Consider the following 25,864-nt stretch of genomic DNA (forward strand, 5'->3'; position numbering starts at 1 on the left):
GCAGGCGACCGCCTGCGGGGCCCTCTCGCGTCCCCCGTGCCCGGCGATGATCAGCTCACCCGGGCTCAGTGGGTGGTCGCAACACCCCTGAGCTGACCTGGGGGTCGGGGCATGGCGGAGACGGCGGAGCTGCAGCACCTGCGGCGGGCGTTCTGGCGAGGTATTCGCGACGGGCGGGCCACGGTGGCGGCGGCGAAGCAGGCCGGTGTGTCGCAGGCCCGTGGGTTCCGGTGGTTCCGCGAGTGTGGCGGGGTGTCACCTGTCGAACTGAGTGAGCCGAAGGGCCGGTATCTGAGCCTGCCCGAGCGGGAGGAGATCGCCTGCGCGCTGGAGCGGGGGGAGGGGGTGCGGGCCATCGCCCGGGGGCTTGATCGTGATGCGGGCACGATCAGTCGGGAGATCCGCCGCAACCGTCCGCCGGGCAGGCCGTATCGCGCCGTGCCGGCGCAGGCCGCGGCCGAGCAGCGGGCGCGCCGCCCGAAGCGGCACAAGCTCGCTCACCTGCCGCTGCGCGACCATGTGCAGGCCTGGCTGGAGGACAAGTGGTCACCGCAGGCGATCGCGGCCCGGCTGCGGCTGGACTTCGGTGACGATGAGGCGATGCAGGTCTCCCACGAGACGATCTACCGGTCGCTGTTCATCCAGGGCCGCGGGGAGCTGAGCCGGGAGCTGACCAAGCACCTGCGCACCGGCCGGGCGCTGCGCAAGCCGCGTAAGCGGGTGGACGGTCGGTCCGATCCCGACCGCCGTATCCCGGACAAGATCTCCATCCGGGAGCGGCCGGGCGACGCCGATGACCGCGCCGTGCCCGGGCACTGGGAGGGCGACTTCCTGATGGGCAAGAACAACCGCTCCGCGGTGGGCACCCTGGTCGAGCGCTCGACTCGGTTCACCATCCTGCTGCACCTGCCCGGCCCGCACGACCTGCTCGCCTTCCACGACGCCGTGGTGGCCGCGATGGGCGGGCTTCCGGCGGAGTTGCGCCGCTCGCTGGCCTGGGACCAGGGCCTGGAAATGCGCAACCACAAGCAGATCAGCATCGCCGCCGACCTGCCGATCTACTTCTGCGATCCGCACTCGCCCTGGCAGCGCGGCACCAACGAGAACACCAACGGCCTGCTGCGCCAGTACCTGCCCAAGGGCACCGACCTCTCGGTGCACAGTCCCGCAGACCTCGCCGCCATCGCGGCCTCACTCAACGGCCGGCCCCGCAAGGTCCTCGGCTGGCTCAAGCCCGACGAGGTCATCGGCCCACTATTGTCGGGCCATCAATCCACGGGTGTTGCGACCGCTCCGTGAATCCGCCTCACCTGATCGTCAGGGGTCCTACCTCGCGGTCGACGGTGAGGGAGGACCCCGGACGGTGAGGGTGGACGGCGAGCGGGTCAGGCGTCGGCGCTTCCCGACGATCTCCTGCAGCGCCCGGACGTGAGCGGCGTAGGCACGCCTGCCCTCCGGGGTGGGGGAGAACCAGAGCCTCACCCCACACGGCAGTTGCGATCCCGGGGGAGTCGCGCACCCTCAGCCGGCGAGGCGCTTCATGGTCTCCACGGTCCTCAGGCGGCCCTCGCGGCTGCCGTCCATGGGCTGGAGCATGAGCGTGGTCACGCCGGCCCCGGCGAACGCCGCGATCCGCTCGGCGACGTAGCCCTCGGACCCGATCAGCGACGAGGCCCTCACCAGCTCGAGGGGGACGGCGGCCGCGGCCTCGTCCTTCTTGCCGTCGAGGTAGAGGTCCTGGATGGTCTTCGCCTCCGCCTCGTAGCCGTAGCGGACGGCGAGGTCGTTGTAGAAGTTCTTGCCGCGCGCGCCCATCCCGCCGATGTAGAGCGCCAGCGCCGGCCGCACGAACTCCAGCAGGGGCTCGACGTCGTCGCCGATCGCCACGGGCACGCCGGTGATGACCTGCAGCTCGCCCAGCGCCGGGTCGCGCCTGGCCTTGCCGGCGGCCAGCGAATCACCCCACACCGAGGAGGCCTTCTCGGGCACGAAGAAGATCGGCTCCCACGCCTCGGCGATCTCGGCCGCCAGTTCGACGTTCTTCGGGCCGAGGGCGGCCAGCATGACCGGGATCCGCTCCCGGACCGGGGTGTTGATCAGCTTGAGCGGCTTGCCCAGCCCGGTGCCCTGCTCGGCCGGCAGGGGGACGGTGTACTTCTTGCCCTCGTGGGCCAGCCGCTCGCGGCGCCACACCTGGCGGCAGATCTCCACGATCTCGCGGGTGCGCTGGAGGGGGGCGTCGTAGGGGACGCCGTGCCAGCCCTCGATGACCTGCGGGCCGGAGGCGCCCAGACCGAGGGTGAACCGGCCCCCGGAGACGAAGTCCAGGCCGGCCGCGGTCATCGCGGTGAGCGCGGGAGTGCGGCTGTAGATCGGGAAGATGGCGCTCAGCAGCTCGACCCGCTCGGTCACCGCCGCCAGGTAGCCCAGCTGGCTGACGGCGTCGAACGTGTAGACCTCGGCCACCGCCGCGAGGTCGAGCCCCGCGGACTCGAGGTCGCGGATCTCGGCCGCCGTCTCCTGGAACCCACCGCTGTAACTGGCCTGGATGCCGATCCGCACGTGCACTCCCTCGGTCGCGGCCCCCTCGTCGGCGCCACCGCGCACGCTATCGGCTGCGCCCTGTCGGGCGTCTCGGAGCCGGCTCAGAGCGGTCGGACGGCCCCGATGACCTCGGTGACCACGCGGACACCGTCGACATCCCCGGGCACCCGCGGCGCCGCGGCCGCGTCCGCCAGGTCCACCTTGAGGACGTAGCCGCTGTCCCGCCGGGCCAGACCGATCCCCACGACCCCCGGCTCGCCGGACAGGCGCTCGGACAGCGTGCTCTTGGCGGCACGCGCCGCGGCCCGGTCGGTCATGCCCTCATGGTGCCCCGCCCCGTGCCGGCGCGACACTCCCGGCGGCCGTGACCTGTGCTGGAACGGCCGCCCTCAGGACCCCGACGCCAGTGTGCGACCGGTGGGGGGAGGGCGGTCCTCGCACCACTCGACGTCGAGGATGGCCAGCACGGTGGAGAGCGGATTGGCGAACGTGACCCCGGTGCCCGCCGCACCACCGGTCTCGCTGCCTGCGAAGAGCAGGGCCACCGGCGCCCTGTCCCGGCTGCGCCAGATGACCGAGCCGCTGTCACCCCCGGCGCTGAAGGCCCCCGACCGGCCCTCGATCTCGATCTGGTCGTCGAAGCGGTAGATTCCCTGGGGGGAGGACAGAGCGTCGTACTGGACGGCGACGCCGTCCACCTCGACCGCCGTGATCCGGCCGCGGGTGTGGCCGGTGGTGCGGCCGATCTTCTCCACGGCCTCGTCCGGATCGACGTCGAGACGGGCGGGAACCGTGGCCAGGAGGGGGCCACCGGGGAGATCGCCCGGGGCGACGTCCACGTCCTCGTCGAGGGCCGCGACGGCGGCGTCGACCAGGTTCACCCCGGCCGCCATCGGCTGGAAGCCGGTGAGCGTCGCCACCCGGTCGGCCGTGCGGCCACCGTCGGACGGACCGGGCTGCAGGACGGCGTCGCCGGCGGACGCGGCGTTGCTCGCGGCGAGGACGTGGTTGTTGGACAGGATGGCCAGCCCCGAGGCGGTCCGCACGAACCCGCCCAGCGTGCCGGCGGTGACCGAGGCGTGGGCCACCGACAGTCCCGGGCGCAGCGGGCGGACCCGGCGCTGCAGTTCGCCGGGGGAGCTCAGGGAGCGGACCGGACCGATCACCTTCACGTCCACCTCCTCCGCCGCGACCCGGCCCAGATCGGGCAACAGCGCGCGATCGCCGTTGCGCTGCAGTCGCACCGCCACGCGGGCACCCGCGCTGGTGGGGCTCAGGCCCACGGCAACCCACGGCCACGGGGCGTCGCGCTCGCCGGGCGCGCTGCTGGCCTCGACCGCCGAGGGGAGGCGCTCGAGGATGCGGGCCTTGAGCTCGCGGGCGGCATCGGGATCCACGGGTCCTCCGGCAGCGGGAAGAGGGGCAGGGGGCACGACGGACGCTAGGCCCGGGGTGCGACGTTCCCGTCCGCCGCGCGGCCTACTCCCCATCCGAGCCGCCGACGGGTAACGTGCGCCTCCGCTGCCGGGGTCCCCCGGGGAGCGCCGGCCGGCCGGGAAGAGAAGCGGTCGCGGCGTCGTTCCCCCGGGTGTCGTCCGCCCCGGTGGGCGACACCCGGCCACCGGCTGCGTGTGTGAGGGACCCGGCTTTGACCGGTCTCGCAGGCACGGGTATCGTGGTCTGCTGTGCCCAGGGTGCCCTGGGCCTGCTCCCGTTCGCGGTGCGCCTGGGTGACCGGAGGCTGAAGCCTCCAGGTCGCCGGGGACCACCTCCTGGCCCTGGGCCGGAAGGTGGCGGCGCCGAGTCGCGAGGGGCGACCGATTCCGGTCCGACGTCCATCGGCCGGTCCCGGGAAGGGCGACACGCCCGACCGCGGGGGCCGGACAATGACTGGCGGCCAGAATGGGCCAGTCCGGGCAGGTCCGGCACGCGGCACCCGAGCAACGCAGCACGACAGCAAGCACCACGCCGATAGCACGACCCAGCGCAGGTAGGAGATCCAGGCCACCCATGCCCACGATCAACCAGCTGGTCCGCAAGGGCCGCGAGGACAAGGTCGAGAAGACCAAGACTCCGGCGCTGAAGGGTTCGCCCCAGCGCCGCGGAGTCTGCACGCGCGTCTACACGACGACGCCGAAGAAGCCGAACTCGGCGCTGCGCAAGGTCGCTCGCGTCCGCCTCACCAGTGGCATCGAGGTGACCGCCTACATCCCGGGCGTCGGCCACAACCTGCAGGAGCACTCGATGGTGCTCGTGCGCGGCGGCCGGGTGAAGGACCTCCCGGGCGTGCGCTACAAGATCATCCGCGGCTCGCTGGACACCCAGGGTGTCCGCAACCGAAAGCAGGCCCGCAGCCGCTACGGCGCGAAGAAGGAGAAGAGCTAATGCCGCGCAAGGGCCCCGCGCCGAAGCGTCCGCTCGTCGCCGACCCGGTGTACCAGTCGCCGCTGGTCACCCAGCTGGTGAACAAGGTGCTCGTCGACGGCAAGCGTTCGGTCGCCGAGGCGATCGTCTACGGCGCCCTCGAAGGCGCCCGCGCCAAGAGCGACACCGACCCGGTCGTCACGCTCAAGCGCGCGCTGGACAACGTCAAGCCGGCCCTCGAGGTCCGCAGCCGCCGTGTCGGTGGCGCGACCTACCAGGTCCCGGTCGAGGTCCGTCCCTCGCGGAGCACCACGCTCGGCCTGCGCTGGCTGATCCAGTACAGCCGGGCCCGTCGCGAGAAGACGATGACCGAGCGTCTGATGAACGAGCTCCTCGACGCCAGCAACGGCCTCGGTGCCGCCGTGAAGCGTCGCGAGGACACCCACAAGATGGCCGAGTCGAACAAGGCCTTCGCGCACTACCGCTGGTAAGCACCAGCGCCCGCCGCCGGCGGGACCACCGGGACGCTTCGAGATGTCGTAGCCCCGGAAGCCCGCACGCGGACCCGAACGAAGAGGAGTAAGAGATGGCCACAGGGGCCCAGCTCGCCAAGACCCGCAACATCGGGATCATGGCGCACATCGACGCCGGCAAGACCACGACGACGGAGCGCATCCTCTTCTACACCGGTATCAACTACAAGATCGGTGAGGTCCACGACGGCGCGGCCACGATGGACTGGATGGAGCAGGAGCAGGAGCGCGGCATCACGATCACGTCGGCCGCGACGAAGTGCGTGTGGAACGGCTTCGACATCAACATCATCGACACCCCCGGCCACGTCGACTTCACCGTCGAGGTGGAGCGGTCGCTGCGGGTGCTCGACGGTGCCGTCGCCGTCTACGACGGTGTCGCGGGCGTCGAGCCGCAGACCGAGCAGGTGTGGCGGCAGGCCGAGAAGTACGGCGTCCCGCGCATGTGCTTCGTCAACAAGCTCGACCGCACCGGTGCGAACTTCTTCCGCTGCGTCGACATGATGGTCGAGCGCCTCGGGGCCAACCCGCTGGTGCTGCAGATCCCGATCGGTGCCGAGGCCGACTTCATCGGTGTCGTGGACCTGGTCCAGATGAAGGCCCTCACCTGGCGTGGCGAGACCAAGCTCGGCGAGGACTACGCGATCGAGGAGATCCCGGAGGAGCTGGCCGAGCAGGCCGCCGAGTACCGGGAGAAGCTGCTCGAGGGCATCTCGGACTTCGACGACTCGATCATGGAGTCCTACCTCGGCGGTGAGGACATCTCGGTCGAGACGATCAAGGCCGCGATCCGCAAGGCCACCATCGCCGGCCAGGTGAACCCGGTCGTCACCGGCTCCGCGTTCAAGAACAAGGGCGTCCAGCCCATGCTCGACGCGGTCACCGACTACCTGCCCAGCCCGCTGGACATCGAGGCGATCGTCGGCACCGCGCTGGACGGCGAGACCGAGGTCCTGCGGCACGCCGACGAGGACGAGCCGTTCTCCGCGCTGGCCTTCAAGATCCAGACCGACCAGCACCTCGGCAAGCTGACCTACATCCGCGTGTACTCCGGCAAGCTGGACGCCGGCTCCCCGGTGCTCAACAGCACCAAGGACCGCAAGGAGCGGGTCGGCAAGATCTACCAGATGCACGCCAACAAGCGCGAAGAGCGCGCGGGCGTGGGCGCCGGCGAGATCGTCGCCGTCAACGGCATGAAGCAGACGACGACCGGTGACACCCTCTGCGACCCGCAGAAGCCGGTGATCCTCGAGTCGATGTCCTTCCCGGCGCCGGTCATCTCGGTGGCGATCGAGCCGAAGACCAAGAGCGACCAGGAGAAGCTGGGCACGGCCATCCAGAAGCTGGCCGAGGAGGACCCGACCTTCCAGGTCAAGCTGGACGAGGAGACCGGTCAGACGGTCATCTCCGGCATGGGCGAACTCCACCTGGAGATCCTGGTGGACCGCATGCGCCGCGAGTTCAACGTCGAGGCCAACGTCGGCAAGCCCCAGGTGGCCTACCGCGAGACGATCCGCAAGACCGTCGAGCGCGCCGACTACACGCACAAGAAGCAGACCGGTGGTTCGGGCCAGTTCGCCAAGGTCCAGATCAGCCTCGAGCCGCTCCAGGTCACGGCCGACGGCCCGACCTACGAGTTCGAGAACAAGGTCACCGGTGGTCGCATCCCGCGGGAGTACATCCCTTCGGTCGACCAGGGCATGCAGGATGCCATGCAGTACGGCGTCCTGGCCGGCTACCCGATGGTGGGCGTCAAGGCCTCTCTGCTCGACGGCCAGTACCACGAGGTCGACTCCTCGGAGATGGCCTTCAAGATCGCCGGCTCGATGGTCTTCAAGGAGGCCGCCCGCAAGGCCAGCCCGGCCCTGCTCGAGCCGCTCATGGCAGTCGAGGTGACCACGCCCGAGGAGAACATGGGCGACGTCATCGGCGACCTGAACTCCCGCCGCGGCACCATCCAGGCCATGGAGGAGCGGGCCGGCGCCCGCCTCGTCCGCGCCCTGGTGCCGCTGTCGGAGATGTTCGGCTACGTGGGCGACCTGCGCAGCCGCACCCAGGGACGGGCGAGCTACTCGATGGTGTTCGACTCGTACGCCGAGGTCCCGGCCAACGTCGCCAAGGAGATCATCGCCAAGGCGACCGGCGAGTAACACCGACATCGGGCCCTGACCTGGTCAGGCTGCCCGCCGTCACCCAGCACCGCCCCACCCCAGAGCACGCACCACCTGCGTAACCACGAGGAGAGGAACCCAGTGGCCAAGGCCAAGTTCGAGCGGACCAAGCCGCACGTCAACATCGGCACCATCGGGCACATCGACCACGGGAAGACGACGCTCACCGCGGCGATCACCAAGGTCCTGCACGACAAGTACCCGAACCTCAACGAGGCGTCCGCCTTCGACCAGATCGACAAGGCGCCCGAGGAGAAGGCTCGCGGCATCACGATCTCGATCGCGCACGTCGAGTACCAGACGGAGAACCGTCACTACGCGCACGTCGACTGCCCCGGCCACGCCGACTACATCAAGAACATGATCACCGGCGCGGCGCAGATGGACGGCGCCATCCTGGTGGTCGCGGCGACCGACGGCCCGATGCCGCAGACCAAGGAGCACGTCCTCCTGGCCCGCCAGGTCGGCGTCCCCTACATCGTGGTGGCCCTCAACAAGGCCGACATGGTGGACGACGAGGAGATCCTGGAGCTCGTCGAGCTCGAGGTCCGCGAGCTGCTGTCGGAGTACGAGTTCCCGGGCGACGACGTCCCCGTGGTCCGCGTCTCGGCGCTGAAGGCCCTCGAGGGCGACGCGGAGTGGGGCGACAAGCTCATGGAGCTGATGAACGCCGTCGACACCGCGATCCCCGAGCCCGAGCGTGAGATCGACAAGCCGTTCCTCATGCCCGTCGAGGACGTCTTCACCATCACCGGTCGTGGCACGGTCGTCACCGGCCGCGTCGAGCGGGGCATCGTCAAGGTCTCCGAGGAGATCGAGATCGTCGGTATCCGCGAGAACTCGACCAAGACGACCGTCACCGGCGTCGAGATGTTCCGCAAGCTGCTCGACCAGGGCCAGGCCGGTGACAACGTCGGTCTGCTGCTGCGTGGCATCAAGCGCGAGGACGTGGAGCGCGGCCAGGTCGTCGTGAAGCCCGGCTCGATCACCCCGCACACCAACTTCGAGGGGTCGGTCTACATCCTCTCGAAGGACGAGGGTGGCCGTCACACGCCGTTCTTCAACAACTACCGTCCCCAGTTCTACTTCCGGACGACGGACGTGACCGGCGTGGTGACCCTGCCCGCCGGCACCGAGATGGTCATGCCCGGCGACAACACCGAGATGACGGTGGAGCTCATCCAGCCCATCGCCATGGAGGAGGGCCTCCGGTTCGCCATCCGTGAGGGTGGCCGCACCGTGGGCGCCGGTCGCGTCGTCACGATCAACAAGTAAGTCCCTGGTAGGCGGCGGCCGCGCGTGCGGCCGCCGCCCACCCCGGGTCACCTGACCCATTCAGCTACTCGAACACCGATCGGCAGGAGCAGAAGACAGCGATGGCGGGACAGAAGATCCGCATCCGGCTGAAGGCCTACGACCACGAGGCGATCGATGCCTCGGCGCGACGCATCGTGGAGACGGTCACCAAGACCGGAGCGCGAGTGGTCGGCCCGGTGCCGCTGCCGACGGAGAAGAACGTGTACGCGGTGATCCGTTCACCGCACAAGTACAAGGACTCGTTCGAGCACTTCGAGATGCGCACGCACAAGCGGCTCATCGACATCCTCGACCCGACGCCGAAGACGGTGGACGCGCTCATGCGCATCGACCTGCCGGCCTCGGTCGACGTCAACATTCAGTAAGGGCAGTCAGCAGACATGGCGAGCACATTTCGCGGTCTCCTCGGCGAGAAGCTGGGGATGACCCAGGTTTTCGACGAGAACAACCGTCTCGTGCCGGTGACCGTCGTCAAGGCGGGCCCGTGTGTGGTGACCCAGGTGCGCACCCCCGAGGTGGACGGCTACTCGGCCCTCCAGCTCGGTTTCGGTGAGATCGACCCGCGCAAGGTGAACCGCCCCGAGGGCGGACACTTCACCAAGGCGGGCGTCACGCCGCGGCGGCACCTGGTGGAACTGCGCACCGAGGACGCCGGCGACTACACGGTCGGCCAGGAGCTGACCGCCGACGTCTTCGACGGCGTGGCCAAGGTCGACGTCATCGGCACCAGCAAGGGCAAGGGCACCGCGGGCGTCATGAAGCGTCACGGCTTCAAGGGCCTCGGCGCGTCGCACGGCACCCAGCGCAAGCACCGGTCGCCCGGTTCCATCGGTGGCGCGTCCACCCCGGGCCGCGTGTTCAAGGGCCTGAAGATGGCCGGCCGCATGGGCGCGGTGAAGACGACCACGCTCTCGCTGGTCGTGCACAAGGTCGACGCGGAGCGCGGGCTCATCCTGATCAAGGGTGCTGTGCCCGGTCCGAAGGGTGGCCTGCTCCTCGTCCGCTCCGCGGTCAAGGGTGGCCCCGTGGGGAGTGACAAGAAGTGAGTCAGTCGATCGACACGCGCACCGACCGTCAGGTCGACGTCCGCACCCCGGCAGGGGAGACCTCCGGCAGCGTCACGCTGCCCGGTGAGCTCTTCGACGCAGGAGCGAACGTCTCTCTGATGCACCAGGTCGTCGTGGCCCAGCTCGCCGCGGCCCGTCAGGGCACGCACTCGACCAAGACCCGCGGTCAGGTCAGCGGTGGTGGCGCCAAGCCGTACCGGCAGAAGGGCACCGGCCGGGCTCGTCAGGGCTCGACCCGCGCACCCCAGTTCGCCGGCGGTGGCACCGTCCACGGCCCGACGCCGCGGGACTACACCAAGAAGACCCCGAAGAAGATGAAGGCCGCCGCCCTGCGCGGTGCCCTCTCCGACCGGGCCCGTGAGGGCCGGGTGCACGTCGTCTCCGCATTCGTGGACGGCGACGCCCCGAAGACCAAGGCCGCTCTGGCCACGCTGACCTCGGTCACGCAGGCCAAGCGAGTGCTGGTCGTGCTCGACCGGGACGACGTCCTCAACTGGGTCAGCCTGCGCAACGCGCCGCAGGTGCACCTGATCGAGGCCGGTCAGCTCAACACCTACGACGTGCTGGTCGCCGACGAGGTCATCTTCACCGAGACCGCGCTGGCCGAGTACGTGGCCGGACCGGCCAAGGGCAAGCAGCTGCCGGACGTCTCCACCACGGAGATCACCGGCGTCCCGTCGGTCGCGCCCGCCGAGGGCGAGGGCACCGTCGAGACGACGACGGCTGCCGAGGCGCCGGCCAAGAAGGCTCCCGCCAAGGAGACTCCCACCGCGCCAGCCGCCGCCCCCGAGGACGTCGCTCCGGCCACCGCGGAGGAGGCCGCCAAGGCCCCCGCCGAGCTGGCGGACGTCGCCGATGCGGGTCCTGACGCACAGGCCCCGTCCGAGGACGGCACCACCGAGACCACCGAGGAGAAGGCATGAGCGTCCGCGACCCCCGGGACGTCCTGCTCGCCCCGGTCATCTCGGAGAAGAGCTACGGGCTGCTCGACGGCAACCAGTACACCTTCATCGTGCTGCCCGAGGCGAACAAGACCCAGATCAAGATCGCGGTCGAGCAGATCTTCGAGGTGAAGGTCCTCTCCGTGAACACGATCAACCGCCAGGGCAAGCGCAAGCGCAGCCGGGGCACGCAGATGGGCAAGCGCAAGAACACCAAGCGCGCCATCGTCTCCGTCGCCCCCGGCGACCGCATCGAGATCTTCGGCGGCCCGGGCGCCTGAGCGCTGGGCATCCAGCCCACCCCACCGCCCCGGACCCAACCGACCAGGACCAGAGAGAACAGACAGGGACTCACGACCCATGGCTATCCGCAAGTACAAGCCGACGACGCCGGGCCGCCGCGGCTCCAGCGTCGCCGACTTCGCCGAGGTCACCCGCGACCATCCCGAGAAGTCGCTGGTCCGGCCGCTGCACGGCCGCGGTGGACGCAACGTCCACGGCAAGGTCACCGCTCGCCACCAGGGTGGTGGTCACAAGCGCGCCTACCGCCTGGTCGACTTCCGCCGGGCGGACAAGGACGGCGTGCCGGCCAAGGTCGCGCACATCGAGTACGACCCGAACCGCACCTCGCGGATCGCACTGCTGCACTACGCCGACGGCGAGAAGCGCTACATCATCGCGCCGGCGAAGCTGAAGCAGGGCGACACGGTGGAGTGCGGCCCCTCGGCCGACATCAAGCCCGGCAACAACCTGCCGCTGCGGAACATCCCCGTCGGCACCGTCGTTCACGCCATCGAGCTCCGTCCCGGTGGCGGCGCGAAGATCGCCCGGTCCGCGGGGACCAGCGTCCAGCTGGTCGCCCGGGAGGGCCGCTTCGCGCAGCTGCGCATGCCGTCGGGCGAGATCCGCAACGTCGACGTGCGCTGCCGCGCGACCGTCGGCGAGGTGGGCAACGCCGAGCAGTCCAACATCAACTGGGGCAAGGCCGGTCGCATGCGGTGGAAGGGCAAGCGCCCGACCGTCCGCGGTGTCGCCATGAACCCGGTCGACCACCCGCACGGTGGTGGTGAAGGCAAGACCTCCGGTGGTCGCCACCCGGTGAACCCGAAGGGCAAGCCGGAGGGCCGGACGCGCAAGCGGAAGGCCAGTGACGCCCTGATCGTGCGCCGCCGGCGCGCCAACAAGAAGCGCTGAGCCCGGGTAACCGGCGGTAGAGGAGAGCCGAATGCCACGCAGCCTGAAGAAGGGCCCGTTCGTCGACGACCACCTGCTCAAGAAGGTGGACGCGCAGAACGAAAAGGGCACCAAGAACGTGATCCGCACCTGGTCGCGCCGCTCGACGATCATCCCCGACATGCTCGGCCACACCCTCGCGGTGCACGACGGCCGCAAGCACGTCCCGGTGTTCGTGACCGAGGCGATGGTCGGGCACAAGCTCGGCGAGTTCGCCCCCACGCGCACCTTCCGTGGGCACATCAAGGACGACCGCCGCTCGCGGCGGGGCTGACCAGGTAGAGAGAGATTCAGATGACTTCCCAGTTGGGACAGGAGGCGCCGGTCGCCCGGGCTACGGCCCGATTCGTCCGCGTGACCCCCATGAAGGCCCGCCGGGTGGTGGACCTGGTCCGCTACCTGCCGACCGACGAGGCCCTGGCTCTGCTCCGGTTCGCTCCGCAGAGCGCGAGCGAGCCGGTTGCCAAGGTCGTCGCCAGCGCGGTGGCCAACGCCGAGCACAACCTGCAGCTGGACCCCGCCAACCTGGTGGTCAGCGCTGCGTACGTCGACGAGGGCCCCACGCTCAAGCGGATCCGTCCGCGTGCGCAGGGCCGGGCGTTCCGCATCAACAAGCGGACCAGCCACATCACCATCGAGGTGAGCGAGGTCGCCACCAGCGACGTCCTCGCGCAGAAGTCGCGCAAGGCGCGCCGGGACACCGGCATGTCCGGCCCGGCGACCCAGCAGTCCAGGAGCAACACGAGGGGAGGGACCCGCTAGTGGGTCAGAAGGTCAACCCGCACGGGTTCCGACTCGGGATCACCACCGACTACAAGTCCCGGTGGTATGCGGACAAGCTGTACAAGGACTACGTCAAGGAAGACGTCGCGATCCGCAAGCTCATGTCCAAGGGCATGGAGCGGGCCGGCATCTCCAAGGTGGAGATCGAGCGCACCCGTGACCGGGTCCGCGTCGACATCCACACCGCACGCCCGGGCATCGTCATCGGCCGCCGCGGCGCCGAGGCAGACCGCATCCGCGGCGAGCTCGAGAAGCTCACCGGCAAGCAGGTGCAGCTGAACATCCTCGAGGTCAAGAACCCGGAGTCGGACGCGCAGCTCGTCGCCCAGGGCGTCGCCGAGCAGCTCTCCAGCCGTGTCAGCTTCCGTCGCGCCATGCGCAAGGCCATGCAGTCGGCCCAGCGCAGCCCGCAGGTCAAGGGCATCCGGGTGCAGTGCTCGGGTCGCCTCGGTGGCACCGAGATGAGCCGGTCGGAGTTCTACCGCGAGGGCCGCGTGCCGCTGCACACGCTCCGCGCGAACATCGACTACGGCATCTACGAGGCCCGCACGACCTTCGGCCGCATCGGCGTGAAGGTCTGGATCTACAAGGGCGACGTCAGCGGCTCCCGCGCCGAGCGGGCCGCTCTTGAGGCCCTGGCCGACCGTCAGCAGCGTCGCGAGCGGGCCCAGCGTCCGCAGCGTCGCTCCGGTTCCTCCGGCACCACCGCCGGTGGCACCGAGGCCGGCCGCGCGGCCGTCGAGTCCTCGACTGGTCCCGTTGCGGACACGACCGAGAGCACCGTCGCGGTGACCTCGGGCGAGGTCGTGCCCGAGACCACCGTCGCCGAGGTCGCCGGTCCCGAGGCCACCGCGGCCGCCGAGAGCACGGCTGCCGACACCACGGCGACCGAGACTACGGCGACCCAGAACGTGGAGAGCTGAGCCATGCTGATCCCACGGCGCGTCAAGCACCGCAAGCAGCACCACCCCGACCGTGGCGGCAAGGCCAAGGGCGGCACCGCGATCAACTTCGGTGAGTACGCGATCCAGGCTCTCGAGCCCGCGTACGTGACCAACCGTCAGATCGAGTCCGCTCGTATCGCCATGACCCGGCACATCAAGCGTGGCGGAAAGGTGTGGATCTCCATCTACCCCGACCGTCCGCTGACCAAGAAGCCGGCCGAGACCCGCATGGGTTCCGGTAAGGGTTCGCCGGAGTGGTGGGTGGCCAACGTCAAGCCCGGGCGCATCATGTTCGAGCTCTCGGGTGTCGCCGAGCCCGTGGCCCGCGAGGCCATGCGCCGCGCGATCCACAAGCTCCCCATGAAGTGCCGCTTCATCACGCGTGAAGGAGAAGTGTGATGGCCGCCGGTCTGACCGCTCCGGAGCTGCGCGAGCTCTCTGTCGACGAACTCGCCTCGCGGCTCCGTGAGTCCAAGGAAGAACTGTTCAACCTGCGGTTCCAGGTGGCCACCGGCCAGCTGGACAACAACCGGCGACTGCAGACCGTCCGCCGCGACATCGCCAGGATCTACACGATCATGCGCGAGCGCGAGCTGGGTCTCTCGGTTGCCCCGAACGAGGGTGTGGCATGAGCGAGACCCAGTCGAGCGCGACAGGCCCTGGCCTGGCCGGCCGTGGGTACCGCAAGGTCCGTGAGGGCCTCGTGGTCAGCGACAAGATGGAGAAGACCATCGTCGTCGAGGTGGAGGACCGTGTGAAGCACGCCCTCTACGGCAAGGTCATCCGCCGGACGAACAAGCTCAAGGTGCACGACGAGCAGGGTGTCGCCGGCATCGGCGACCGCGTGCAGATCATGGAGACCCGGCCGACGTCGGCCACCAAGCGGTGGCGGCTGGTCGAGGTCCTCGAGAAGGCCAAGTAAGCGCAATTTGCAGGCAGTAGCGGTCCTCCGGGGCCGTAGCACGACGCTCCAGCACGTGCGAGTACGCTGGACGACTGGCGCGCATCGCACCTCTCACCAGGGGGGGGTGCGCGCCGCATCCCGGTACCCGTGCCTCGGACGCACCGGCGGCGCTCGCCGCCGGTGCGTCGGCACGCGGGTATCGGACAGCCGGTTCACCGATCCGGCCCGGCTGTCACCACAAGATTTGGGAGTAGGGACGTGATCCAGCAGGAGTCGCGGCTGCGAGTCGCCGACAACACCGGTGCGAAGGAGATCCTCTGCATCCGGGTGCTCGGCGGTTCCGGGCGACGCTACGCGGGCATCGGCGACATCATCGTCGGCACCGTGAAGGACGCGCTGCCCGGTGCCGGCGTCAAGAAGGGCGACGTCGTCAAGGCCGTCATCGTCCGCACCGTGAAGGAGCGTCGTCGTCCTGACGGCTCCTACATCCGCTTCGACGAGAACGCCGCGGTCATCATCCGCGACAGCGGCGACCCGCGCGGTACGCGCATCTTCGGCCCCGTTGGCCGGGAGCTCCGCGACAAGCGCTTCATGCGGATCATCTCGCTCGCTCCGGAGGTGCTGTGAACCATGGCTGACAACAACAAGACGCCGTCCATGAAGGTCAAGAAGGGTGACACCGTGGTCGTCCTGTCCGGCAAGGACAAGGGCGCGAAGGGTCGCGTCATCGCCGCCTTCCCGAAGGTGCAGCGCGTCCTGGTCGAGGGCGTGGGGCGCGTGAAGAAGCACACCCGCATCAGCTCGACCCAGCGCGGCGCCCAGCAGGGCGGGATCGTCACGCAGGAGGCGCCCATCCACGTGAGCAACGTGATGGTGATCGACTCCGAGGACAAGCCCACCCGTGTCGGGTACCGCAAGGACGACAACGGCCGCAGCGTCCGCGTCTCGCGGCGAACCGGTAAGGACCTCTGAACGTCATGAGCGCACCCACCCGCGAGCTGCCCCGCATGCTCGCCCACTACCGCGAGACCATCGCGCCGGCGCTGCAGTCGGAGTTCAGCTTCGAGAACGTCATGCAGATCCCGCGCCTGACCAAGATCGTCGTCAACATGGGCGTCGGCGAGGCGACTCGCGACGCCAAGCTGATGGACGGCGCCGTCCGCGACCTCACCGCGATCACCGGTCAGAAGCCGGCCGTCGTGCGGGCCCGCAAGTCCATCGCGCAGTTCAAGCTGCGCGAGGGCATGCCGATCGGCGCCAAGGTCACCCTGCGCGGCGACCGGATGTGGGAGTTCCTGGACCGGCTGCTGTCGCTGGCCCTGCCCCGCATCCGTGACTTCCGCGGGCTGAACCCCAAGCAGTTCGACGGCCACGGCAACTACACGTTCGGCCTGAACGAGCAGTCGATGTTCCGCGAGATCGACGTCGACAAGATCGACCGGCAGCGCGGCATGGACATCACGCTGGTCACCACCGCCACGAACGACGAGGAGGGTCGCGAGCTGCTCCGCCAGCTCGGGTTCCCCTTCGCCGGCCAGCCCGTCGTGACCACCATCCGCTGAGCCGGTAGGAGACAACCATGGCCAAGAAGGCTCTGATCAACAAGGCGGCCCGCAAGCCGAAGTTCGCGGTCCGCGGCTACACCCGCTGCCAGCGGTGCGGCCGTCCCCACTCGGTCTTCCGCAAGTTCGGCCTGTGCCGGATCTGCCTGCGGGAGATGGCGCACGCCGGGGAGCTCCCGGGCGTCCGCAAGTCCAGCTGGTAACGAACAGCGCTCCACGCGGCCGGAGCACTCGCCCCGGTCGCATCACAGCTCCACCGTTCGCCGACAGGCCCACGACCACCGAAGCACTCGGGAAACGTGCGGAACCGCGGCGAGAGAGGCACCACACACCATGACGATGACCGACCCGATCGCGGACATGCTGACGCGGCTGCGGAACGCCAACCAGGCGTACCACGACACCGCGGTCATGCCGTCCTCGAAGCTCAAGACGCACATCGCGGAGATCCTCCAGCAGGAGGGCTACATCGCCGGCTGGAACGTCAGCGATGTCGAGCGGGACGGCAGCACCTTCAAGCAGCTGCAGATCGACCTGAAGTACGGCCCGAACCGTGAGCGCAGCATCGCCGGCGTCCGGCGCGTGTCGAAGCCCGGTCTCCGGGTCTACGCGAAGTCCACAGCACTGCCCAAGGTCCTCGGTGGCCTCGGCGTCGCGATCATCTCGACGTCGACCGGGCTGCTGACCGACAAGCAGGCGAACAAGAAGGGCGTGGGTGGGGAAGTCCTCGCCTACGTCTGGTAAGGGAGCGAACGACAATGTCACGGATCGGACGACTCCCCATCGCCGTGCCGAGCGGTGTGGACATCGCCATCGACGGTCAGACGGTCAGCGTCAAGGGACCGAAGGGTGCGCTCAGCCACACGGTCGCCGCGCCCATCACGGTGGAGCGCGACGAGGACGGCACGCTGCGCGTGCAGCGTCCCAATGACGAGCGCCAGAACCGCGCTCTCCACGGGCTGTCGCGGACGCTCATCGCCAACATGATCACCGGCGTCACCGAGGGCTACACCAAGACCCTCGAGATCGTCGGTGTCGGATACCGCGTCCAGGCGCGCGGCTCGGACCTCGAGTTCGCCCTGGGCTTCAGCCACCCGGTGCCGGTGAAGGCCCCCGAGGGGATCTCCTTCGCGGTCGAGTCCCCCACCCGACTGCGGGTGAGCGGCATCGACAAGCAGCAGGTCGGCGAGGTCGCGGCCAAGATCCGCAAGATCCGCAAGCCCGACCCGTACAAGGGCAAGGGCGTGCGGTACCAGGGCGAGGTCGTCAAGCGCAAGGTCGGGAAGACGGGTAAGTAATGGCTCAGGCAGAGAAGACCGCTCGGGTCCACAAGCCCGTCGGCACCGACATCAGCACGGCCCGCCGCGTCTCGCGGCTGCGCCGTCACAACCGCCTCCGCAAGCGCGTCGCCGGCACGGCCGAGCGTCCGCGCCTGGTGGTCAAGCGCTCGTCGCGCCACATCCACGTGCAGCTGGTCGACGACACCGTCGGCCGCACGCTGGCCAGCGCCTCGACGATGGACGCCGGCCTGCGCGGCGCCGAGGGTGACAAGTCCGCCCTGGCCCGCCAGGTGGGTGCCCTCATCGCCGACCGGGCGAAGTCCGCCGGCATCTCCGCCGTCGTCTTCGACCGCGGTGGCAATCGGTACGCCGGCCGCATCGCCGCGCTCGCCGACGGCGCCCGTGAGGGTGGGCTGGACTTCTGATGACCAGCACTCGGAACACCGTGCAGAAGCAGATCGAGAGGGACGTCTGATGCCAGGACCACAGCGACGCGGCGGCGGCGCCGGCGGCGGCAACGACCGCCGCGACCGTCGTGACGGCGGGCGGGGCCCCGGGGGCGCGCCCGCCGAGAAGAGCAACTACATCGAGCGCGTGGTGGCCATCAACCGCGTGTCGAAGGTCGTCAAGGGTGGCCGGCGCTTCAGCTTCACCGCCCTGGTGATCGTCGGCGACGGCGACGGCAAGGTCGGCGTGGGCTACGGCAAGGCCAAGGAGGTGCCCGCGGCGATCGCCAAGGGCGTCGAGGAGGCCAAGAAGCACTTCTACGCCGTGCCGCGCATCGCCAGCACCATCCCGCACCCCGTGCAGGGTGAGGCGGCCGCCGGTGTCGTGCTGCTCAAGCCGGCCAGCCCCGGTACCGGTGTCATCGCCGGTGGTCCGGTGCGCGCCGTGCTCGAGTGCGCGGGCATCCACGACGTGCTCTCCAAGAGCCTCGGCTCGTCGAACCCGATCAACATCGTGCACGCCACGATGCAGGCGCTGAAGGACCTCGTCCGCCCCGAGGAGATCGCGGCCCGCCGCGGTCTGCCCCTCGAGGACGTCGCCCCGGCGGCCATGCTCCGTGCGCGTGCGGGTCAGGGAGTCTGAGATGGCACAGCTCAAGATCACCCAGGTCAAGTCGGGGATCGGTCGCAAGCAGAACCAGCGCGAGACGCTGCGGACGCTCGGCCTGAAGCGGATCCACGACTCGGTCGTGCAGGAGGACCGTCCCGAGATCCGCGGGATGGTCGCGACGGTGCCGCACCTCGTCACCGTCGAAGAAATCTGAGGAAAGACTCGCTATGACTCTGAAGGTTCACCACCTGCGTCCGGCCCCGGGCGCCCACACCCCCAAGACGCGAGTCGGCCGTGGTGAGGGCTCCAAGGGCAAGACGGCCGGTCGCGGCACCAAGGGCACCGGCGCACGGGGCAACACCCACGCCCGCTTCGAGGGTGGGCAGACCCCGCTGCACATGCGGCTGCCCAAGCTCTCCGGCTTCAAGAGCCCGAACAAGGTCGTCTTCCAGGTCGTCAACCTCGACCGGATCGCGGCGCTGTTCCCGCAGGGCGGGCCGGTCACCCCGGACACGCTGGTCGAGGCCGGCGCCGTCCGCCGGGGTCAGCCCGTGAAGGTCCTCGGCACCGGTGAGCTCGGCGGTGTCAAGGTCGACGTCCAGGCCCACGCCTTCTCCGCATCCGCCGCCGAGAAGATCGGCGCGGCCGGGGGCAGCACCACCCGTATCTGACGCCGGCGACCCCCGCGAGGCACGAATCGTGCCTCCGCGGGGGTCGTCTGCTGCCCGGCGCGCGCAGGACCGCGCGGGTCCGTTGCTAACCTCACTCGACCGATCAGGGGAGGGCACGTGCTGCAGGCGTTCGCCGCGGCGTTCCGGACGCCAGACCTCCGGCGCAAGCTGCTGTTCTCCCTGGCGATCATCGCCGTGTACCGGCTGGGTGCCGCGGTGCCCGGGCCCGGTGTCTCCGTCGAGGCCATCAACAACTGCCTCGAGCTCGCCCAGGCCTCCGACCAGCGCGACATCTACTCGCTGGTCAACCTGTTCTCCGGCGGCGCGCTGCTGCGGCTGAGCGTCTTCGCGCTCGGGATCATGCCGTACATCACGGCCAGCATCATCGTGCAGCTGCTGGTGGTCGTGATCCCGCGGTTCGAGCAGTTGAAGAAGGAAGGGCAGTCGGGTCAGGCGAAGCTGACCCAGTACACCCGCTACCTGACGATCGCCCTGGCCGTGCTGCAGAGCACCGGCATCATCGCCCTGGCGCGCAGTGGTCAGTTGTTCCCCGGCTGCCCCGACAACATCATCCCGTCGGATTCCGTCTGGTCGACGATCGTCCTGGTGGTCGCGTTGACGGCCGGGACCGCCCTGATCATGTGGCTGGGCGAGCTGCTCACCGAGAAGGGCATCGGCAACGGCATGTCCGTGCTGATCTTCACCTCGATCGCCGCCCGCATCCCGGCCGAGGGCGGTGCGATCCTGCAGACCCGGGGTGGCCTCGTCTTCGCCGTCGTCTGCACCTTCGCGCTGCTGATCATCGGCGCGGTCGTCTACGTGGAACAGGCCCAGCGCCGCATCCCGGTGCAGTACGCCAAGCGCATGGTCGGCCGCCGCATGTACGGCGGGACGTCGACGTATCTGCCGCTCAAGGTGAACCAGGCCGGGGTCATCCCCGTCATCTTCGCCTCGTCGCTGCTGTACCTGCCGCAGCTGATCGTGCAGCTGCAGGGCAACGAGACCGGTGGCGTCCGGCAGTTCTTCGAGACGCACATCATCGACCAGAGCAGCCCGGTCCACATCGCGGTCTTCTTCGGCCTGATCGTCTTCTTCACGTACTTCTACGTGTCGATCACGTTCAACCCGGAGGAGCGGGCCGACGACATGAAGCGATACGGCGGCTTCATCCCCGGTATCCGGCCCGGCCGGCCGACCGCCGAGTACCTGCAGTACGTGCTCTCCCGGATCACCCTCCCCGGGTCGATCTACCTCGGTGTGGTCGCCGTCCTGCCGAACTTCTTCCTCGCCGTCACTCAGGAGGGGCAGAACCAGAACTTCCCGTTCGGTGGCGTCGCAGTGTTGATCATGGTCGGAGTGGGGTTGGAGACGGTGAAGCAGATCGAGACGCAGCTCAACCAGCGCAACTACGAAGGGTTCCTGAAGTAGTGCGCGTCGTCCTCCTGGGGCCGCCCGGAGCGGGCAAGGGCACCCAGGCGCAGATCATCGCCGGCAAGCTCGGCGTCCCCGCTGTCTCGACCGGTGACATCTTCCGGGCCAACGTGAGCGGCCAGACCGAGCTGGGCCAGAAGGCCAAGACCTACATGGACGCCGGCGACCTCGTCCCCGACGAGATCACCGTGGCCATGGTCCGGGACCGCCTGGCCGAATCGGACGCCACGGGTGGGTTCCTGCTCGACGGCTTCCCCCGCACGATCGCCCAGGCCGAGCAGCTGCGGGAGTCGCTGGCCGATCTCGGGCACGGCCTGGACCGCGTGCTGGAGCTCGTCGTGGACGAGGACGAGCTGGTCCGGCGGTTGTCGGGCAGGCGCATGCTCGTCGACGGTCAGATGGTCCAGCGCGACGACGACAAGCCCGAGACGGTGCGGCACCGCCTGCAGGTGTACCGGGAACAGACGGCGCCGCTGTCGGGCTTCTACGAGGCCGAGGGCCTGCTCTCCCGCATCGATGCGATCGGTGAGGTCGAGGAGGTCACCGCCCGCGCGGTGGACGCGCTGGGCTCCGTGGACGGCGACGAGCCGAGCGCAGGCTGAGCGGCGCGAACGTGGGGCGAGGCAGCGCATGAGCGCGGGCATACTGTCTCGCGTCCCGCTGCTGGCGAAGTGGAGTGGACGCATGATCCAGATCAAGACACCGCACGAGATCGAACTCATGCGTGCGTCGGGGCTCATCACTGCGGGAGCCCACGCCGCGGTCAGGGCCGCCATCCGCCCCGGGGTCAGCACCGGTGAGCTCGACGCCATCGCCGAGGACCACATCCGGTCCCACGGCGCGGTGCCGAACTTCCTCGGCTACCACGGGTTCACCGGCACCATCTGCGCATCGATCAACGACGAGATCGTGCACGGGATCCCCGACCCCGACCGCCGGCTCGCCGACGGTGACAACATCTCCATCGACTGCGGCGCGATCCTGCAGGGCTGGCACAGCGACGCCGCCGTCACGATGACGGTGGGGGAGCCCTCACTCGAGGACGCCGCTCTCCTGGAGATCACCGAGCGCTCGATGTGGGCCGGTCTGGCGAAGGCGATCGCCGGCGGGCGGCTGACCGACATCAGCCACGCGGTGGAGCAGACCATCAGGGCCGAGTCGCACCCGTACGGCATCGTCGATCACTACGGCGGCCACGGCATCGGCACCGAGATGCATCAGGACCCGCACGTGCTCAACTACGGCCGTCCGGGCCGTGGGCCCAAGCTGGTCCCAGGGCTCGTCCTGGCCATCGAGCCGATGGTCACGATGGGCGACCCGGCGACCGTCGAGCTCGAGGACGGTTGGACCGTGGTCACGAAGGACGGCTCCCGTGCCGCCCACTTCGAGCACTCCGTCGCCATCACCCCCGAGGGCCCGTGGGTGCTGACGGCGGAGGACGGCGGCGTCGCCGGACTCGCGCCGTTCGGCATCACCGCTCGCGCCTGACGAAGGACCCCGTCGCCCCCCACCGCTCACGCCTGATCACGACCCCCGCCCCGCGGCGACGGGCCATGGCCGGCGCAGGCGTGCTGGCTGTCACTCTTTCCCCTCCGGGGGCGGGTTGGTGACTGGTGGGGCGTCAAGGTACAGTGGCCGATGGCGTTCGCGCCGTTCCGCCGTCGTGCTGTGGCCGCACGACCCGGAGCGCCCTCGCGAGAGCGCCTGCACCACCTGTTCTGCAACCACCGAGCGCGTCCGACGGGGCTTCCCCGTGGGCGAGCGAGGACATGGACCACCGAGTCGAGGAGCGCGCTAGGGAATGGCGAAGAAGGACGGGGCCATCGAGGTCGAGGGTCGCGTCGTCGAGCCGCTGCCCAATGCGATGTTCCGGGTCGAGCTGCAGAACGGGCACCGGGTGCTCGCCCACATCAGCGGCAAGATGCGCCAGCACTACATCCGCATCCTGCCCGAGGACCGCGTGGTCGTGGAGCTCTCGCCCTACGACCTGACCCGCGGTCGCATCGTCTACCGGTACAAGTAATCGCTCGGACCGCGCCTGCCCGACCGGCAGCGTGGGACCGGCACACGATCGACAGGAATGAGGGGCGGCACCGGTGAAGGTCCAGCCGTCGGTGAAGAAGATCTGCGACAAGTGCAAGGTGATCCGCCGGCACGGCCGGGTCATGGTCATCTGCGACAACGCCCGGCACAAGCAGCGCCAGGGCTGAGGGAGTACCTGAACATGGCACGACTGGCCGGCGTCGACCTGCCCCGCGAGAAGCGGATGGAGATCGCGCTCACCTACATCTATGGCATCGGCAAGGCCCACGCCAAGGAGACCCTGGCCGCGACGGGCGTCAGCCCCGACCTGCGCGTCAAGGACCTCGGCGACGAGGACCTGCTGAAGCTCCGTGACTACATCGACGAGCACTTCCGCGTCGAGGGTGACCTGCGCCGCGAGGTCGCCGGCGACATCCGCCGCAAGGTGGAGATCGGCTGCTACCAGGGGCTGCGTCACCGCCGTGGGCTCCCGGTCCACGGTCAGCGCACCAAGACCAACGCGCGCTCGAGCAAAGGCCCGCGCAAGACCATCGCCGGCAAGAAGAAGGCCGGCAAGAAGTAATCCGCGTAGCGCGCCGTCACGGCGACCCGTGAGGGCGGGAGTGACGGCGCGCCGCGGGCTGCCTCTGGCAGCACCCCCAGGCCATAGCAACTGAAGGAAACCGGAGAGACATGCCTCCCAGGGCTCGCACCGCGGCTGGTGCCAAGAAGGTCCGCCGCAAGGAGAAGAAGAACGTCGCCCACGGCGCCGCGCACATCAAGAGCACGTTCAACAACACGATCGTGTCGATCACCGACCCGAACGGCAACGTGATCAGCTGGGCCTCCGCCGGCCACGTCGGCTTCAAGGGCTCGCGCAAGTCCACGCCGTTCGCGGCGCAGATGGCTGCCGAGAACGCCGCGCGCAAGGCGCAGGAGCACGGCATGCGCAAGGTCGACGTCTTCGTGAAGGGCCCCGGCTCCGGTCGCGAGACGGCGATCCGCTCCCTGCAGGCCACCGGCCTCGAGGTCGGGCAGATCCAGGACGTGACGCCGCAGCCGCACAACGGCTGCCGCCCCAAGAAGCGCCGCCGGGTCTGACCGGTCACTGACGAGACGAAACAGGAGTATTTGACGTGGCCCGTTACACCGGAGCCGATTGCCGCCTCTGCCGGCGCGAGAAGATGAAGCTGTTCCTCAAGGGCAGCAAGTGCGAGTCCCCGAAGTGCCCGATCGAGATCCGGCCCTACCCGCCGGGCGAGCACGGCCGCGGTCGCACCAAGGACAGCGAGTACCTGCTCCAGCTCCGCGAGAAGCAGAAGGCCCGCCGCATCTACGGCGTGCTGGAGAAGCAGTTCCGCGGGTACTACGAAGAGGCCAACCGCAAGACCGGCAAGACCGGTGAGGTACTCCTCCAGATCCTGGAGTCGCGGCTGGACAACGTGGTCTACCGGGCCGGCTTCGCCGAGTCCCGCGACATGGCCCGCCAGCTGGTGCGCCACGGCCACATCCGGGTGAACGGCCGCAAGGTCGACATCCCGTCCTACCGGGTCAGCGAGAACGACATCATCGAGGTCGCGGAGAAGTCCCGCACGATGCTGCCTTTCGAGATCGCCCAGGCCCGCGCCGGCGAGCGCCCCGTGCCCGCGTGGCTCGAGGTCATCAGCAGCCAGCTGCGCGTGCTCGTGCACAGCATCCCGGCCCGCCAGGTGATCGACACCCCGGTCCAGGAGCAGCTGATCGTGGAGCTCTACTCCAAGTAAGCGGCAACACCCGGGGGCGGAAATGGCCATTTCCGCCCCGGGTGCACGACGGCGGGGCGGGCGGACAGATGTCCGCCTCGCCGGCACCACCCCCTCACGGCGTCATATGGCGGTCGCCGGAGGACGTGAAGGAGAACCACCATGCTCATCGCACAGCGCCCCACCCTCACCGAGGAGACGATCACCGAGTCGCGTTCGCGATTCGTCATCGAGCCGCTCGAGCCCGGGTTCGGCTACACCCTCGGCAACTCCCTGCGCCGCACGCTCCTCTCCTCGATCCCCGGTGCTGCTGTCACCAGCATCCGGATCGAGGGCACCCTGCACGAGTTCACCACCGTGCCGGGCGTCAAGGAGGACGTCACCGAGATCATCCTCAACCTCAAGGGCCTGGTCGTCAGCTCCGACTCCGACGAGCCGGTGACGATGTACCTGCGCAAGCAGGGCCCCGGTGAGGTCACCGCCGCCGACATCGCGCCGCCGGCCGGTGTCGAGGTGCACAACCCCGACCTGCACATCGCCACGCTCAACGGCAAGGGTCGTCTCGAGATCGAGCTGGTCGTCGAGCGGGGCCGCGGCTACGTGCCGGCGCCGCAGAACAAGCAGCCCGGCCAGGAGATCGGCCGCATCCCCGTCGACTCGATCTACTCGCCGGTCCTCAAGGTCACCTACGCCGTCGAGGCGACCCGTGTCGAGCAGCGCACCGACTTCGACCGCCTGGTCGTCGACGTCGAGACCAAGCCGTCGATCGCTCCCCGTGACGCGATCGCCAGCGCCGGCTCCACGCTGGTCGAGCTCTTCGGCCTGCTGCGTGAGCTGAACATCGACGCCGAGGGCATCGAGGTCGGGCCCAGCCCGGCCGAGGCCGCCGACATCGCGAACTTCTCGATGCCGATCGAGGACATGGACCTCACCGTCCGGTCCTACAACTGCCTCAAGCGCGAGGGCGTGCACACGGTCGGCGAGCTCGTGACCCGGTCCGAGGCCGACCTGCTCGACATCCGCAACTTCGGGGCGAAGTCGATCGACGAGGTCAAGATGAAGCTGGCGGCCATGGGCCTCGCGCTCAAGGACAGCCCGCCCGGGTTCATCCCCACCTCGATCGAGAGCTACGACGAGGGCTACGAGACCGACGCGTACCAGGGCTCGCCCGAGTACGGCAATGGCCAGTTCGGCGAGGCCGAGTACAGCGACGCCTCCTACCAGGAGACCGAGCAGCTCTGAGCCGGTGCGTGCCGGGCGGCGGGGCAACCCGCCGTCCGGCGCCCCTCTCCGGGCAGC

38 protein-coding genes are annotated in these 25,864 nt (G+C 69.4%); 35 read left to right on the plus strand and 3 right to left on the minus strand.

What is annotated here, in order from left to right; all coding sequences use genetic code 11:
* Positions 1-111: 111 nt before the first annotated feature.
* Positions 112-1,299, plus strand: a complete 1,188-nt coding sequence (locus FHU33_RS03475; protein WP_425456752.1) for an IS30 family transposase — start codon at positions 112-114, stop codon at positions 1,297-1,299.
* A 222-nt stretch (positions 1,300-1,521) separates the two neighbouring features.
* Here FHU33_RS03475 and FHU33_RS03480 read toward each other — a convergent pair whose 3' ends face one another.
* From FHU33_RS03480 to FHU33_RS03490, 3 genes are all read right to left on the minus strand, one after another.
* Complete coding sequence (locus FHU33_RS03480) at positions 1,522-2,562, minus strand: LLM class F420-dependent oxidoreductase (protein ID WP_142024114.1); 1,041 nt, start codon at positions 2,560-2,562, stop codon at positions 1,522-1,524.
* A gap of 83 nt (positions 2,563-2,645) precedes the next feature.
* Positions 2,646-2,861, minus strand: a complete 216-nt coding sequence (locus tag FHU33_RS03485) for a hypothetical protein (protein WP_142024115.1) — start codon at positions 2,859-2,861, stop codon at positions 2,646-2,648.
* Between the two features lie 72 nt (positions 2,862-2,933).
* Positions 2,934-3,941, minus strand: coding sequence for a chymotrypsin family serine protease (locus tag FHU33_RS03490; RefSeq protein WP_142024116.1), 1,008 nt, complete (start codon positions 3,939-3,941; stop codon positions 2,934-2,936).
* Between the two features lie 613 nt (positions 3,942-4,554).
* Between FHU33_RS03490 and rpsL the strand changes: the two genes are divergently transcribed.
* The 34 genes from rpsL to FHU33_RS03660 all read left to right on the plus strand — a co-directional run bounded on the left by rpsL (position 4,555) and on the right by FHU33_RS03660 (position 25,807).
* Positions 4,555-4,929 carry a 30S ribosomal protein S12 gene (gene rpsL / locus FHU33_RS03495; protein ID WP_012950487.1) on the plus strand — a complete coding sequence of 125 codons (375 nt, stop codon included), beginning with the start codon at positions 4,555-4,557 and terminating at the stop codon, positions 4,927-4,929.
* Positions 4,929-5,399, plus strand: a complete 471-nt coding sequence (rpsG, locus tag FHU33_RS03500) for a 30S ribosomal protein S7 (RefSeq protein ID WP_113811313.1) — start codon at positions 4,929-4,931, stop codon at positions 5,397-5,399. The genes rpsL and rpsG overlap by 1 nt, the downstream gene beginning before the upstream one ends.
* Before the next feature lie 95 nt (positions 5,400-5,494).
* The gene (fusA, locus tag FHU33_RS03505; protein ID WP_142024117.1) at positions 5,495-7,591 is read left to right on the plus strand and encodes an elongation factor G; all 2,097 of its coding nucleotides are present in this window, start codon (positions 5,495-5,497) and stop codon (positions 7,589-7,591) included.
* 102 nt (positions 7,592-7,693) lie between these two features.
* Entirely contained in the window at positions 7,694-8,887 is a 1,194-nt protein-coding gene (gene tuf / locus FHU33_RS03510; protein WP_142024118.1) for an elongation factor Tu, read from the plus strand.
* A 101-nt stretch (positions 8,888-8,988) separates the two neighbouring features.
* Entirely contained in the window at positions 8,989-9,294 is a 306-nt protein-coding gene (rpsJ, locus tag FHU33_RS03515) for a 30S ribosomal protein S10 (protein WP_014377994.1), read from the plus strand.
* Between the two features lie 15 nt (positions 9,295-9,309).
* Positions 9,310-9,975 (plus strand): 50S ribosomal protein L3, encoded by a 666-nt coding sequence (gene rplC, locus FHU33_RS03520; protein ID WP_040338551.1) that lies wholly within the window; start codon positions 9,310-9,312, stop codon positions 9,973-9,975.
* Positions 9,972-10,919, plus strand: a complete 948-nt coding sequence (gene rplD, locus FHU33_RS03525) for a 50S ribosomal protein L4 (protein WP_211354991.1) — start codon at positions 9,972-9,974, stop codon at positions 10,917-10,919. The genes rplC and rplD overlap by 4 nt, the downstream gene beginning before the upstream one ends.
* Positions 10,916-11,218, plus strand: a complete 303-nt coding sequence (gene rplW / locus FHU33_RS03530) for a 50S ribosomal protein L23 (protein WP_142024119.1) — start codon at positions 10,916-10,918, stop codon at positions 11,216-11,218. Before rplD ends, rplW begins: the two co-directional genes overlap by 4 nt.
* 79 nt (positions 11,219-11,297) lie before the next feature.
* On the plus strand, positions 11,298-12,131 hold the full coding sequence (rplB, locus tag FHU33_RS03535) for a 50S ribosomal protein L2 (protein ID WP_142024120.1): 834 nt from the start codon (positions 11,298-11,300) through the stop codon (positions 12,129-12,131).
* A gap of 31 nt (positions 12,132-12,162) precedes the next feature.
* Positions 12,163-12,444, plus strand: a complete 282-nt coding sequence (rpsS, locus tag FHU33_RS03540; RefSeq protein WP_029340037.1) for a 30S ribosomal protein S19 — start codon at positions 12,163-12,165, stop codon at positions 12,442-12,444.
* 20 nt (positions 12,445-12,464) lie between these two features.
* The gene (gene rplV / locus FHU33_RS03545) at positions 12,465-12,932 is read left to right on the plus strand and encodes a 50S ribosomal protein L22 (protein WP_142024121.1); all 468 of its coding nucleotides are present in this window, start codon (positions 12,465-12,467) and stop codon (positions 12,930-12,932) included.
* A complete protein-coding gene (gene rpsC / locus FHU33_RS03550) occupies positions 12,932-13,876 on the plus strand; it encodes a 30S ribosomal protein S3 (protein WP_142024122.1) in 945 nt (314 codons plus the stop codon). Before rplV ends, rpsC begins: the two co-directional genes overlap by 1 nt.
* A gap of 3 nt (positions 13,877-13,879) precedes the next feature.
* Positions 13,880-14,296: a 50S ribosomal protein L16 gene (gene rplP / locus FHU33_RS03555; protein WP_097182408.1), complete on the plus strand. Its 417-nt coding sequence runs from the start codon at positions 13,880-13,882 to the stop codon at positions 14,294-14,296.
* Positions 14,296-14,529, plus strand: a complete 234-nt coding sequence (gene rpmC / locus FHU33_RS03560) for a 50S ribosomal protein L29 (protein ID WP_091929105.1) — start codon at positions 14,296-14,298, stop codon at positions 14,527-14,529. Before rplP ends, rpmC begins: the two co-directional genes overlap by 1 nt.
* Positions 14,526-14,819: a 30S ribosomal protein S17 gene (gene rpsQ, locus FHU33_RS03565; protein WP_142024123.1), complete on the plus strand. Its 294-nt coding sequence runs from the start codon at positions 14,526-14,528 to the stop codon at positions 14,817-14,819. Before rpmC ends, rpsQ begins: the two co-directional genes overlap by 4 nt.
* Before the next feature lie 240 nt (positions 14,820-15,059).
* On the plus strand, positions 15,060-15,428 hold the full coding sequence (gene rplN, locus FHU33_RS03570; RefSeq protein WP_089336470.1) for a 50S ribosomal protein L14: 369 nt from the start codon (positions 15,060-15,062) through the stop codon (positions 15,426-15,428).
* Between the two features lie 3 nt (positions 15,429-15,431).
* A complete protein-coding gene (rplX, locus tag FHU33_RS03575; protein ID WP_425456753.1) occupies positions 15,432-15,773 on the plus strand; it encodes a 50S ribosomal protein L24 in 342 nt (113 codons plus the stop codon).
* Between the two features lie 5 nt (positions 15,774-15,778).
* Positions 15,779-16,363, plus strand: coding sequence for a 50S ribosomal protein L5 (rplE, locus tag FHU33_RS03580; protein WP_142024124.1), 585 nt, complete (start codon positions 15,779-15,781; stop codon positions 16,361-16,363).
* Between the two features lie 17 nt (positions 16,364-16,380).
* Entirely contained in the window at positions 16,381-16,566 is a 186-nt protein-coding gene (locus FHU33_RS03585) for a type Z 30S ribosomal protein S14 (protein WP_089336472.1), read from the plus strand.
* Between the two features lie 136 nt (positions 16,567-16,702).
* Positions 16,703-17,107, plus strand: a complete 405-nt coding sequence (gene rpsH / locus FHU33_RS03590) for a 30S ribosomal protein S8 (RefSeq protein ID WP_425456754.1) — start codon at positions 16,703-16,705, stop codon at positions 17,105-17,107.
* Positions 17,108-17,121: 14 nt separating this feature from the next.
* Positions 17,122-17,661, plus strand: a complete 540-nt coding sequence (gene rplF, locus FHU33_RS03595; RefSeq protein ID WP_142024126.1) for a 50S ribosomal protein L6 — start codon at positions 17,122-17,124, stop codon at positions 17,659-17,661.
* Positions 17,661-18,068: a 50S ribosomal protein L18 gene (gene rplR / locus FHU33_RS03600; RefSeq protein ID WP_142024127.1), complete on the plus strand. Its 408-nt coding sequence runs from the start codon at positions 17,661-17,663 to the stop codon at positions 18,066-18,068. Before rplF ends, rplR begins: the two co-directional genes overlap by 1 nt.
* 49 nt (positions 18,069-18,117) lie before the next feature.
* A complete protein-coding gene (rpsE, locus tag FHU33_RS03605) occupies positions 18,118-18,732 on the plus strand; it encodes a 30S ribosomal protein S5 (protein ID WP_092194942.1) in 615 nt (204 codons plus the stop codon).
* Position 18,733: 1 nt separating this feature from the next.
* Positions 18,734-18,913, plus strand: coding sequence for a 50S ribosomal protein L30 (gene rpmD / locus FHU33_RS03610; protein ID WP_142024128.1), 180 nt, complete (start codon positions 18,734-18,736; stop codon positions 18,911-18,913).
* 13 nt (positions 18,914-18,926) lie between these two features.
* The gene (gene rplO, locus FHU33_RS03615; RefSeq protein WP_142024129.1) at positions 18,927-19,370 is read left to right on the plus strand and encodes a 50S ribosomal protein L15; all 444 of its coding nucleotides are present in this window, start codon (positions 18,927-18,929) and stop codon (positions 19,368-19,370) included.
* A gap of 117 nt (positions 19,371-19,487) precedes the next feature.
* Complete coding sequence (gene secY / locus FHU33_RS03620) at positions 19,488-20,798, plus strand: preprotein translocase subunit SecY (RefSeq protein WP_142024130.1); 1,311 nt, start codon at positions 19,488-19,490, stop codon at positions 20,796-20,798.
* On the plus strand, positions 20,798-21,403 hold the full coding sequence (locus FHU33_RS03625) for an adenylate kinase (RefSeq protein WP_142024131.1): 606 nt from the start codon (positions 20,798-20,800) through the stop codon (positions 21,401-21,403). The genes secY and FHU33_RS03625 overlap by 1 nt, the downstream gene beginning before the upstream one ends.
* An 82-nt stretch (positions 21,404-21,485) precedes the next feature.
* A complete protein-coding gene (map, locus tag FHU33_RS03630) occupies positions 21,486-22,289 on the plus strand; it encodes a type I methionyl aminopeptidase (protein ID WP_142024132.1) in 804 nt (267 codons plus the stop codon).
* 313 nt (positions 22,290-22,602) lie between these two features.
* Positions 22,603-22,824 (plus strand): translation initiation factor IF-1, encoded by a 222-nt coding sequence (gene infA, locus FHU33_RS03635; RefSeq protein ID WP_012950459.1) that lies wholly within the window; start codon positions 22,603-22,605, stop codon positions 22,822-22,824.
* A gap of 73 nt (positions 22,825-22,897) precedes the next feature.
* Positions 22,898-23,011, plus strand: coding sequence for a 50S ribosomal protein L36 (rpmJ, locus tag FHU33_RS03640; RefSeq protein ID WP_012950458.1), 114 nt, complete (start codon positions 22,898-22,900; stop codon positions 23,009-23,011).
* Between the two features lie 14 nt (positions 23,012-23,025).
* Entirely contained in the window at positions 23,026-23,406 is a 381-nt protein-coding gene (gene rpsM, locus FHU33_RS03645) for a 30S ribosomal protein S13 (protein ID WP_089336481.1), read from the plus strand.
* A gap of 110 nt (positions 23,407-23,516) precedes the next feature.
* Positions 23,517-23,924: a 30S ribosomal protein S11 gene (rpsK, locus tag FHU33_RS03650; protein WP_026857037.1), complete on the plus strand. Its 408-nt coding sequence runs from the start codon at positions 23,517-23,519 to the stop codon at positions 23,922-23,924.
* A 35-nt stretch (positions 23,925-23,959) separates the two neighbouring features.
* Positions 23,960-24,586, plus strand: a complete 627-nt coding sequence (rpsD, locus tag FHU33_RS03655; protein WP_092194948.1) for a 30S ribosomal protein S4 — start codon at positions 23,960-23,962, stop codon at positions 24,584-24,586.
* A gap of 141 nt (positions 24,587-24,727) precedes the next feature.
* The gene (locus tag FHU33_RS03660) at positions 24,728-25,807 is read left to right on the plus strand and encodes a DNA-directed RNA polymerase subunit alpha (protein ID WP_142024133.1); all 1,080 of its coding nucleotides are present in this window, start codon (positions 24,728-24,730) and stop codon (positions 25,805-25,807) included.
* Positions 25,808-25,864 lie beyond the last annotated feature (57 nt).

The organism is Blastococcus colisei, from assembly GCF_006717095.1.
GTDB classification, from domain to species: Bacteria; Actinomycetota; Actinomycetes; order Mycobacteriales; family Geodermatophilaceae; genus Blastococcus_B; species Blastococcus_B colisei.

What these genes read in the sequence shown, in the direction of transcription:
- FHU33_RS03485 (WP_142024115.1), bottom strand. Translation starts at nt 2,861, where the DNA reads ATGACCGACCGGGCCGCGGCGCGTGCCGCCAAGAGCACGCTGTCCGAG.
- rplC (WP_040338551.1), top strand. Translation starts at nt 9,310, where the DNA reads ATGGCGAGCACATTTCGCGGTCTCCTCGGCGAGAAGCTGGGGATGACC.
- rpsM (WP_089336481.1), top strand. Translation starts at nt 23,026, where the DNA reads ATGGCACGACTGGCCGGCGTCGACCTGCCCCGCGAGAAGCGGATGGAG.
- fusA (WP_142024117.1), top strand. Translation starts at nt 5,495, where the DNA reads ATGGCCACAGGGGCCCAGCTCGCCAAGACCCGCAACATCGGGATCATG.
- rplW (WP_142024119.1), top strand. Translation starts at nt 10,916, where the DNA reads ATGAGCGTCCGCGACCCCCGGGACGTCCTGCTCGCCCCGGTCATCTCG.
- rplP (WP_097182408.1), top strand. Translation starts at nt 13,880, where the DNA reads ATGCTGATCCCACGGCGCGTCAAGCACCGCAAGCAGCACCACCCCGAC.
- map (WP_142024132.1), top strand. Translation starts at nt 21,486, where the DNA reads ATGATCCAGATCAAGACACCGCACGAGATCGAACTCATGCGTGCGTCG.
- rpsL (WP_012950487.1), top strand. Translation starts at nt 4,555, where the DNA reads ATGCCCACGATCAACCAGCTGGTCCGCAAGGGCCGCGAGGACAAGGTC.
- rpsJ (WP_014377994.1), top strand. Translation starts at nt 8,989, where the DNA reads ATGGCGGGACAGAAGATCCGCATCCGGCTGAAGGCCTACGACCACGAG.
- rplV (WP_142024121.1), top strand. Translation starts at nt 12,465, where the DNA reads ATGACTTCCCAGTTGGGACAGGAGGCGCCGGTCGCCCGGGCTACGGCC.
- rpsK (WP_026857037.1), top strand. Translation starts at nt 23,517, where the DNA reads ATGCCTCCCAGGGCTCGCACCGCGGCTGGTGCCAAGAAGGTCCGCCGC.
- rplB (WP_142024120.1), top strand. Translation starts at nt 11,298, where the DNA reads ATGGCTATCCGCAAGTACAAGCCGACGACGCCGGGCCGCCGCGGCTCC.
- infA (WP_012950459.1), top strand. Translation starts at nt 22,603, where the DNA reads ATGGCGAAGAAGGACGGGGCCATCGAGGTCGAGGGTCGCGTCGTCGAG.
- rpsH (WP_425456754.1), top strand. Translation starts at nt 16,703, where the DNA reads ATGACCGACCCGATCGCGGACATGCTGACGCGGCTGCGGAACGCCAAC.
- rplF (WP_142024126.1), top strand. Translation starts at nt 17,122, where the DNA reads ATGTCACGGATCGGACGACTCCCCATCGCCGTGCCGAGCGGTGTGGAC.
- rplX (WP_425456753.1), top strand. Translation starts at nt 15,432, where the DNA reads ATGGCTGACAACAACAAGACGCCGTCCATGAAGGTCAAGAAGGGTGAC.
- FHU33_RS03585 (WP_089336472.1), top strand. Translation starts at nt 16,381, where the DNA reads ATGGCCAAGAAGGCTCTGATCAACAAGGCGGCCCGCAAGCCGAAGTTC.
- rplR (WP_142024127.1), top strand. Translation starts at nt 17,661, where the DNA reads ATGGCTCAGGCAGAGAAGACCGCTCGGGTCCACAAGCCCGTCGGCACC.
- rpsS (WP_029340037.1), top strand. Translation starts at nt 12,163, where the DNA reads ATGCCACGCAGCCTGAAGAAGGGCCCGTTCGTCGACGACCACCTGCTC.
- FHU33_RS03660 (WP_142024133.1), top strand. Translation starts at nt 24,728, where the DNA reads ATGCTCATCGCACAGCGCCCCACCCTCACCGAGGAGACGATCACCGAG.
- rpmD (WP_142024128.1), top strand. Translation starts at nt 18,734, where the DNA reads ATGGCACAGCTCAAGATCACCCAGGTCAAGTCGGGGATCGGTCGCAAG.
- rpsQ (WP_142024123.1), top strand. Translation starts at nt 14,526, where the DNA reads ATGAGCGAGACCCAGTCGAGCGCGACAGGCCCTGGCCTGGCCGGCCGT.
- rplO (WP_142024129.1), top strand. Translation starts at nt 18,927, where the DNA reads ATGACTCTGAAGGTTCACCACCTGCGTCCGGCCCCGGGCGCCCACACC.
- rpsE (WP_092194942.1), top strand. Translation starts at nt 18,118, where the DNA reads ATGCCAGGACCACAGCGACGCGGCGGCGGCGCCGGCGGCGGCAACGAC.
- FHU33_RS03475 (WP_425456752.1), top strand. Translation starts at nt 112, where the DNA reads ATGGCGGAGACGGCGGAGCTGCAGCACCTGCGGCGGGCGTTCTGGCGA.
- rplE (WP_142024124.1), top strand. Translation starts at nt 15,779, where the DNA reads ATGAGCGCACCCACCCGCGAGCTGCCCCGCATGCTCGCCCACTACCGC.
- rpmC (WP_091929105.1), top strand. Translation starts at nt 14,296, where the DNA reads ATGGCCGCCGGTCTGACCGCTCCGGAGCTGCGCGAGCTCTCTGTCGAC.
- rpsG (WP_113811313.1), top strand. Translation starts at nt 4,929, where the DNA reads ATGCCGCGCAAGGGCCCCGCGCCGAAGCGTCCGCTCGTCGCCGACCCG.